The sequence below is a fragment of the Microbacterium sp. Bi128 genome (assembly GCF_918698205.1).
Genome location: NZ_CAKKMM010000182.1, coordinates 1 through 7,856, shown reverse-complemented (window position 1 = coordinate 7,856; position 7,856 = coordinate 1). Strand labels below are relative to the sequence as shown.

At 70.1% G+C, this 7,856-nt stretch carries 10 protein-coding genes; 1 reads left to right on the top strand and 9 read right to left on the bottom strand.

The window, feature by feature from the left end:
- Positions 1 to 40 precede the first annotated feature (40 nt).
- From LQV45_RS13705 to idi, 7 genes are read right to left on the bottom strand one after another with little or no spacing between them, the layout of a single operon-like run.
- A complete protein-coding gene (locus LQV45_RS13705) occupies positions 41 to 934 on the bottom strand; it encodes a prenyltransferase (protein WP_230007508.1) in 894 nt (297 codons plus the stop codon).
- Positions 931 to 1,239, bottom strand: a complete 309-nt coding sequence (locus LQV45_RS13700) for a lycopene cyclase domain-containing protein (RefSeq protein WP_138172817.1) — start codon at positions 1,237 to 1,239, stop codon at positions 931 to 933. Before LQV45_RS13700 ends, LQV45_RS13705 begins: the two co-directional genes overlap by 4 nt.
- On the bottom strand, positions 1,236 to 1,595 hold the full coding sequence (locus LQV45_RS13695) for a lycopene cyclase domain-containing protein (RefSeq protein WP_230007507.1): 360 nt from the start codon (positions 1,593 to 1,595) through the stop codon (positions 1,236 to 1,238). Before LQV45_RS13695 ends, LQV45_RS13700 begins: the two co-directional genes overlap by 4 nt.
- Position 1,596: 1 nt before the next feature.
- Positions 1,597 to 3,153: a phytoene desaturase family protein gene (gene crtI, locus LQV45_RS13690; protein WP_230007506.1), complete on the bottom strand. Its 1,557-nt coding sequence runs from the start codon at positions 3,151 to 3,153 to the stop codon at positions 1,597 to 1,599.
- Complete coding sequence (locus LQV45_RS13685) at positions 3,150 to 4,019, bottom strand: squalene/phytoene synthase family protein (RefSeq protein ID WP_138172814.1); 870 nt, start codon at positions 4,017 to 4,019, stop codon at positions 3,150 to 3,152. Before LQV45_RS13685 ends, crtI begins: the two co-directional genes overlap by 4 nt.
- Positions 4,016 to 5,083: a polyprenyl synthetase family protein gene (locus tag LQV45_RS13680; RefSeq protein ID WP_230007505.1), complete on the bottom strand. Its 1,068-nt coding sequence runs from the start codon at positions 5,081 to 5,083 to the stop codon at positions 4,016 to 4,018. Before LQV45_RS13680 ends, LQV45_RS13685 begins: the two co-directional genes overlap by 4 nt.
- Entirely contained in the window at positions 5,080 to 5,631 is a 552-nt protein-coding gene (idi, locus tag LQV45_RS13675; protein WP_230007504.1) for an isopentenyl-diphosphate Delta-isomerase, read from the bottom strand. Before idi ends, LQV45_RS13680 begins: the two co-directional genes overlap by 4 nt.
- A gap of 162 nt (positions 5,632 to 5,793) precedes the next feature.
- Here idi and LQV45_RS13670 point away from each other — a divergent pair, with 162 nt between their 5' ends.
- Entirely contained in the window at positions 5,794 to 6,174 is a 381-nt protein-coding gene (locus tag LQV45_RS13670) for a MarR family winged helix-turn-helix transcriptional regulator (RefSeq protein WP_230007503.1), read from the top strand.
- On the opposite strand, the gene LQV45_RS13665 is transcribed toward LQV45_RS13670, so the two are convergent.
- A complete protein-coding gene (locus LQV45_RS13665) occupies positions 6,158 to 6,799 on the bottom strand; it encodes a formylglycine-generating enzyme family protein (protein ID WP_374208212.1) in 642 nt (213 codons plus the stop codon). The genes LQV45_RS13670 and LQV45_RS13665 overlap by 17 nt on opposite strands.
- A gap of 11 nt (positions 6,800 to 6,810) precedes the next feature.
- Entirely contained in the window at positions 6,811 to 7,719 is a 909-nt protein-coding gene (locus LQV45_RS13660; protein WP_230007501.1) for an SMP-30/gluconolactonase/LRE family protein, read from the bottom strand.
- Positions 7,720 to 7,856: the final 137 nt, after the last annotated feature.

Sequence of the window (7,856 nt, the reverse complement as noted above, 5' to 3'; positions counted from 1 at the left end):
CCACACGCCGAGGCCCACCCGCCGAGAGCCGGCCGCGGAGTCAGGCGGTCAGGAACCACCACCAGATCAGCAGCATTGTTGTGCCGAATCCGGCGATCTGGTTGAGCCAGAGGAAGCGATTCCATCCGGCGGTGGCGGAGTCGGAGGTGGCATCCGTCACGTTCCGGTACGGCCAGCAGACGACGAGGTAGGGGAGCACGAGCAGCGCGGCGAGGGGGCCGGGCCACGCGGTGGCGAGCATCGCGACCCCCGCGAGAGCGTAGGAGACCAGAGCGAACCGCACGGTCCACCGAGCGCCGCGCGCGGTGGCGATCGAGGAGATGTCGGCGGCGCGATCGGCTTCGACGTCCTGCACGGCGCCGAAGGCGTGCGAGGCGATGCCCCACAGCGCGAAGGCGATGATCACGACGACGAGCTGCCACGTCCACACGGCACCGGCCAGGACGAGGCCGTACACCGCGGGCGAGAAGAAGTGGATGCTGCTGGTGATCGAGTCGGCGAACGGCCGCTCCTTCAAGCGCAGCGGCGGTGCGGAGTAGAAGACGACGAAGAACAGGCTCAGTGCCAGCACGAGCCACGACAGCGGTGACCCGACGACCACGAGGAACACCACGAACGGCAGACACGACAGCGCCGAGGCCCACAGGGTGATCGGGTGCATGCGCTTGGCGAGCACGGCGCCGTGCGTCCCGCCCTTGCGGGGGTTCCGCAGATCGGATTCGTAGTCGAAGACGTCGTTCACGCCGTACATCGCGAGGTTGTAGGGCACGAGGAAGAACAGGATGCCGACGATGAGCACCGCGTCGACCTGACGCGTCGTCAGGAGGTACGCGGCGGCGAAGGGGAACGCCGTGTTGATCCAGCTGACCGGGCGCGACGACACGAAGAGTTCGCGCAGGATGCGACCGGGGGTGAGAGCAGCGGGGGTGGTCATGCGGGTTCCCTCCGAGCGGAGACGAGCGTGAAGATCGCGGGGATGAGAAACGCCGCGCAGACGGGATAGGCGAAGTCCTCGAGCGGTGCCAGACCGATCCGGAGGCCGCTGAGGTGTTCCGCCGGGTACGAGAACAGGTCGACCGCGATCATGACGTTGTCGAAGACGGCCGTGAGCAGCACGAGCGCCAGAGCCGTCCACGCCGACGCGCGCATGCGGCGGCGGAAGCCCGGCCGGCGGGCGCTGAGGAGAGTCACGACGACGGTCACGACCACGAACGGCAGGAGGATGACGGGATACGTCACGGGGTGGACTCCTCGACGTCGTCGCGGGTTCGGTGCTCGGCATCCCGCTGGCGTCGCGCCCGCTCGAACACCGTCCACAGCACGAGCGCGAGATAGCTGAGGAAGAGGAGGAAGAACAGCTCCTCCAGGGGGAGGTGCGGCGCCAGGTCGATGCCCACGAACAGCGGGCTGTCGCCCTTGACGAAGACCCCGGTGAGGATGCCGACGGCGTCCCACGCGAGGAAGAACGCCGTTCCCAGGCCCACCGCGAGAGCGGTGCGCCCCGGGGCGGTGCGCAGCGCGAGGCCGTATTTCAGATCGATCGCGATCATGCCGGCCAGCGAGAACAGGATCGCGCCCAGGTAGATCCCGGGCACCTCAGACCGCCGCGCGGGCCGGCTCGTTCAGGGGGCCCGCGGTGCGGTCGCCCGTCATCCGCTTGACCACGAGCTCCGCCGAGATCAGACACATCGGAAGACCGATGCCCGGCAGCACGGACGTTCCCGCGTAGTACAGGTTCGACACCTTGCGGGAGCGGTTCTTCGGGCGGAAGATCGCGCTCTGACCGAGCGTGTGAGCCAGCCCGAGCGAGTTGCCGTGCCACGCGTGCAGGTCCGTGGCGAAGTCCTCGGGCGCGATGGTCCGGCGCACCACGATGCGCTCGGCGAAGTCCGGGATGCCGGCCCACTCGCCGATCTGCGCGATCACCCGGTCGGCCGCGGCTTCGATGCGGGCATCGCCGGCGCGGTCGACGCCACCGCGACCGCTGACCGGGTCCGCGGGCACGGGAACGAGGACGAAGAGGTTCTCGAAGCCCTCGGGAGCCACGGTGTCGTCGGATGCGCTGGGGCGGCACACGTAGATCGAGGCCGGATCCGGGATGCGCTTGTTCTCGCCGAAGATCGCGTCGAAGTTCGTGTGCCAGTCGTCGGTGAAGAGGAGTGTGTGGTGCGTGAGCTGGGGGAGCTCGCCCTTGACCCCGAGCAGGAGCAGCAGTGCACCCGGGCTGGGCACGCGGTCCTTCCACCACTTCTCGGGATACTGGCGATCGCCCTCCTCGAGGAGCTGCGTCTCGGTGTGGTGGAGGTCGGCGCCCGACACCACGGCGTCCGCGGACACGACCCGACCGTCCGCAAGCCGCACCCCGCGCGCGATGCCGCCGTCCGTGATGATCGACTCGACGGGGACGCCGGTCTCGATCTGCACACCGCGCTCGCGCGCCAGGCGCTCGATCGCGGCGATGATCTCGGTGAACCCGCCGCGGGGGTACAGCACGCCGTCGCCCAGATCGAGGTGGCTCATGAGGTGGTACAGGCTCGGCACCTCGAAGGGCGAACCGCCGAGGAACACCGAGGGGTAGGCGAGGATCTGCTGCAGCCGCGGGTTCGAGAAGTCGCGGGTGACGCGCTTCCACAGCGTCTGGGTCAGCAGCGGGATGAGCGTCGGCAGCCGCTTGACGAGGGCGGGGTCGCGCAGGCCCTGGGTCGACGAGTAGGTGTCGTAGAGGAACTTCGACGTGGAGAGCTCGTAGGCGTCCTTCGCGGAGTCGAGGTAGGCATCGACCTTGTCGCCCGATCCGGGCTCGTGCTCCTCGAACAGGGCGCGGACGGCGTCGCGGCCGGACACGACGTCGATCGGCTCCCCCTTTCCGGGAGGGCCGTACACGCGGTACGCGGGGTCTAGGCGCACGAGGTCGAGTTGCTCGGCGGCACTGGTGCCCAGCAGGCGGAAGAAGTGGTCAAACACTTCGGGCATGAGGTACCAGCTCGGCCCCGTGTCGAAACGGAAGCCCTCGCTCTCCCAGGAGCCGGCACGCCCGCCGAGCTGATCGCGCCCCTCGAACAGGTGCACCTCGTGTCCCTGGTCGGCGAGCAGGGCGGCGGTGCCGAGACCGGCGATGCCACCTCCGACGACGACGATGCGTTGCGAGGTCATGCGTGGGCCCCTTTCGGTGGGCGTCCGAGGAAGGCGCGCGCGGCGAGCGTCGCCTTCACACCGTCGGGTACACGGACGCGCGGCGCGCCCGCGGGAGTGCGACGCAGGCGCCGCGAGAGTTCGGCGAACAGGTCGTGCGCGGCCGTCACCGCGCGACGGCAGTCCGGCGGCAGGAACGGGACCGTGGCGGCGGCAGCGGCCAGGTCGGCGTCGATCCGGTCGAGAACCGCGATGCGCCGCTCGTCACCCGCTGCGCCGTCGAGGTAGTCGCGGCCGAGGCGGACGGCGTCGTCGTCGAGGTCGCGCAAGAAGTTGACGTCCTGGAACGCCGCCCCCAGGCGCCGGGCGCCGTCGACGAGGTCGGCGGCGGGCCGTGCCGGAGCCGACATCCCGGCGTTGAGGAACACCTGGAGGCACATGAGGCCCACGACCTCCGCCGATCCGTACACGTACGCGTCATGCGAGGCGTCGTCGTGCGCGGCGGTGTCCAGGTCGGTCCGCATCGAGGCGAAGAAGGGGGCGATGAGGTCGTCGCCGATGCCGCACTCGCGCGCCGTGCGGGCGAAGGCATGCACGACGAGGTTGGCGCTGAAGCCCGAGGCGATGGCATCCCGCACCTCGACCTCGAGCGCATCGAGCGCAGCCCGTTCCTGGGCGGGGGAGAGCCCGGCGTCGTGCGCGGGTCCGTCGACGATCTCGTCGGCGACCCGCACCAGGGCGTAGATGTTCCGCACGTGGGGTCGGGGGCGTGGGCCGAGCAGACGGCAGGCCAGAGCGAATGACGTCGAGTATCGGTTGATGACCGCGGCGGCCGCGTCGTCGGCCGTGCGCGAATACAGTTCGAGGCCGGTGGCGCTTGCGCTCACGGGACGCGCCCCTGGACGGCGTCGACGAGGTCGTGCAGCATGTCACGGCACTCGTCGGGGAGCGTGGAGGCCGTGACGATCGCGCGGGCTTCGTCGAGCGTCTCACGCACGAGGCTTTCGAGTCGCGCACGCGCACCGGACGCGCTCAACGCGCGCTGCGCCGCGCGGATGGCGACGGGCCCCGTGTGAGCCTGGGAGAGCGCTTCGTTCACTTCGGGCCAGGACTCGGTTTCGCGTGCCAGCACGATCAGGTGCGTCTTCTTGGCCTCGCGCAGGTCGCATCCCTCGTCCTTACCGGACACCTCGGATGAGCCGAAGGCTCCGATCAGGTCATCGACGAGCTGATAGGCGAGCCCGAGCCGCTGCCCGAACCGCTCGAGAGCGGCGCGCACCGGACGGTCGGCGCCCGCGAGCACAGCCCCGGCCTCGAGCGGCGCCGAGAAAGAGTAGACGGCGGTCTTGTCGTGCGTCGTGCGCAGGATCGTGTCCGCATCGACCTCGTCCGCCGACACGGCGTTCTCGACGTCGGCGAGTTCGCCCGCGGCCGAGATCAGGACGGCGTCCTCGACGAGACGCAGGAGTTCCCCACGGACGCCGGACGGCAGATCGGCGAGGGCGACGAGACGCCCCGCCTCGTGCAGCAGCAGGTCACCGGCGAGGATGCCGGCGGCGTCCCCGAGCAGTGCGGCGCCGACGTCGTCCGCTCCGCGTGCGCGACCGCGCGCGCGGAACTCGCCGCCGACATTGGCCACGCCGCGCCGCTCGGTGTCGTGGTCGATGACGTCGTCGTGGACGACGAAGGCCGTGTGCAGCAGCTCGAACGCGGCGGCGACCTGGTAGACGGCGGTTCGGTCGTTCTCGCGGCCGCGCAGCGTGTCGAACGCGGCGACGACGAGCAGCGGCCGGAAGCGCTTTCCTCCCTCGGCGGAACGGGCGATGGCGGATGCCAGGGCGCGGGCGCCGTCTCCGTGTCCGTGGAGTCGCCGGGCCAGTCGCGCGATCACGGCGTCGATCGCGTCGTCGATGGCGGCGCGCGCGGTCGGCGTCGTGGAGAGTGCGATCATGACGCCGCCCTGATGGCAGCCGGGGGCGAGAAGAGGTGAAGCTGCTGGGCCTGCAGGACGAGCCACGGGCTGAAGGCCCAGGGCGTCGCCTCGAGTGCCGCGGCCAGGTCGGCGGGATCGACCCAGCGGGACTCGGCGACTTCTGCCGGGTTCAAGCGCGGCTCTTCGTCGGTGCGGGCGACATAGACCGGGCAGATCTCGTGCTCGACGATGCCGCTGGCATCGACGGCGCGGTAGCGGAAGAGAGGGAGGGCGAGTTCGACGTCGCGGATCGTCAGACCCACCTCGAAGGCGGCACGACGGTGGACGGCCTGCAGGACGGGCTCGGAGGGGGAGGGGTGGCCGCAGAAGGAGTTCGTCCAGACGCCGGGCCAGGTCTTCTTCTCCAGTGCTCGACGCGTCACCAGTACCTGGCCGGCGGCGTTCACGACGTGGCAGGAAAAGGCCAGATGGAGCGCCGTGTCGGTGTCGTGCACGCTCGCCTTGGGGGCCGTGCCGATCTCATTGCCCCAGTCGTCCAGGAGGACGACATACTCGGTCTCGCTCATCGTGCCTCCCATTTGCTAGTTTAGCTAGCGATGTCTGCCGACTATATCCAGAGCGCCACGGGGGTGTCCACCGCGCCCGCCGGTAGCCCGTTCTCTGGTACGAGAACCGGGGTGCTTCGCGCCCTGGAGTCGGTCCGGGCCCTGAGTGACGCTCTTGACCGCATGAACAGCGGCATGAAGGGCGACATGGACATGAACGCCAGTGACTTGGCGACTCTGCGCATGCTGATCATCCGCGAGCAGCGCGGTGAGATGGTGAGCCCGCACGACGTCGCCTCGCACTTGCGCATCTCCACGGCATCCACGACGAAGCTCCTCGATCGTCTCGCCGCCGCGGGGCACCTCGAACGACGGCCCCACCCCTCGGACGGCCGCGCCCGCGTGGTCGCGCTCACGCCCAAGTCGCGGAAGGAGTTCTTCCGCCACTTCGGCGGGCACCTCGCGGCGATGCGCGATGTCGCCGAGAAGTACTCCGACGACGAGCTGGCCACGATCGCGGCGTTCATCGACGAGCTCGGCATCGCCATCAGCGAGCGCGAGTAAGCGGGCCTCGCGCCACGCGCAGGCCGACATCGTCGAACACCGCGCGCGGACTCGCGCCGCGTCGAGCCGTGGCGCGCACCACAGCCCGCGCGTCGCTCCACCCACCGCCCCGGAAGACCCGGGTGTCTCCCGTGTCGGGGTCGAACAGATCCCAGCACCACTCCGAGACGTTCCCGAGGATGTCGAACAGACCGTGGAGGTTGGGCAGGCGTCCGCCGACCTCGACGGGGCCGGGGAGCCCGTCGCCCGCGGTCCAGGCGATCTCTGCGATCGGCCCGTAGGTCGAGCCGGTCGATCCCGCGCGGCAGGCGTACTCCCATTCGTCCTCGGTCGGAAGGCGGATCCCTTCGGACTCCGTGTCCCAGTCGACGATCTCGCCGTCGTAGGAGTACACGGGGTCGAGCCCCTCCCACTCCGAGAGGGCGTTGCAGAAGCGCACGGCGCGCAGCCAGCTGACCTGGACCGCCGGCCGACGCGGGTTGTGCGCCGGGACCCCGAGGATCTCGGCCATCTGCTCCTCGGTGACGGGGTACACCGCGATCTCGAACGCGTCGACCTCGATCTCGCGTCGTTCCGCCCCGCGCTGATCGCCCCGCAGGACGCGTCCCGCCGGAATCTGAGCCATCTCGACGTCGTTCATCCCAGCTCGACCATCCACAGGTCGCTGTCGCCGGTGACGAACAGGCGCCGTTCCTCGGTATCGAACGTGCAGTTGCTCACCAGGTGCGGCGTGGGAATGACACCCAGGCGTGCGCCCGCGTCGTCGACGATCACGAGACCGGCCGCGCTGCTGATCCACAGCCATCCGCGGCGGTCGATCGCGAACCCGTCCGGGATGCCGGCATCCACCGTCGCGAACGTCCGTGGGGCGCCAAGGGTCTCTCCGTCCCAGCTGCAGGCGACGACGCGGGGCAGTCCGTCTTGGTGGGATTCCGCGATGTAGAGGGTCGTCTCGTCGGGGCTGAAGCCCAGGCCGTTCGGGGCGTCGAGGTCGATCATGCGCTGCAGGGCGTGTCCTTCGCGCCAGCGGTACACGCTCTGGTGGCCGAGGGCTGATTCGGCCGGATACCCCTCGCGCGGATCGGAGATGCCGTAGGACGGGTCGGTGAACCACACGGCGCCGGCGCAGTCGACGACGAGGTCGTTCGGCGAGTTCAATGGCTTGCCGTCGTACACGTCGACCAGCACGTGCGTGCCGCGGTCGTCGGTGCGGCTGAGCGCGCGTCGGCCGTGCTCCGCGTGCAACAGGCGACCCTCGGCATCCACCGCGTTGCCGTTGGAGAAGGCCGACGGGTCGACGACGGCCACGACGCTGCCGTCCTCCCGCCAGCCGAGGGTGCGACGGCCCACCACGTCGCTGAAGACGAGCATCCGCTCGCGCTCCCACCACACCGGCCCTTCGGCCCACGTGGCGTCCGAGAAGAGCGAGAGCAGCCTGGCCTCGGGGGCGATGACGGCCCGCAGGCGCTCGTCGTAGACGCGCGGCAGGGCGACGTCAACGGGGGAGGGTTCCCGAGGCGGCTGGAGGACGCGTCCGTCGATCATCGGGTCAGTCTCGTCTGTCGGCCCATGCGCTCAGTCAATCTGTTCTCAGGCTCCGGGTGAGGCGGGTTGACGGCATCCGCTGCGGCGGTCAGCCGCCGAAGGGATGCGGTGTGGGCGCGGCCGGGGAGACCCTGAAC

Coding starts and splice junctions, on each gene's coding strand:
- crtI (WP_230007506.1), bottom strand. CDS start 3,153: ATGACCTCGCAACGCATCGTCGTCGTCGGAGGTGGCATCGCCGGTCTC.
- LQV45_RS13680 (WP_230007505.1), bottom strand. CDS start 5,083: ATGATCGCACTCTCCACGACGCCGACCGCGCGCGCCGCCATCGACGAC.
- LQV45_RS13705 (WP_230007508.1), bottom strand. CDS start 934: ATGACCACCCCCGCTGCTCTCACCCCCGGTCGCATCCTGCGCGAACTC.
- LQV45_RS13660 (WP_230007501.1), bottom strand. CDS start 7,719: ATGATCGACGGACGCGTCCTCCAGCCGCCTCGGGAACCCTCCCCCGTT.
- idi (WP_230007504.1), bottom strand. CDS start 5,631: ATGAGCGAGACCGAGTATGTCGTCCTCCTGGACGACTGGGGCAATGAG.
- LQV45_RS13670 (WP_230007503.1), top strand. CDS start 5,794: ATGAACAGCGGCATGAAGGGCGACATGGACATGAACGCCAGTGACTTG.
- LQV45_RS13665 (WP_374208212.1), bottom strand. CDS start 6,799: ATGGCTCAGATTCCGGCGGGACGCGTCCTGCGGGGCGATCAGCGCGGG.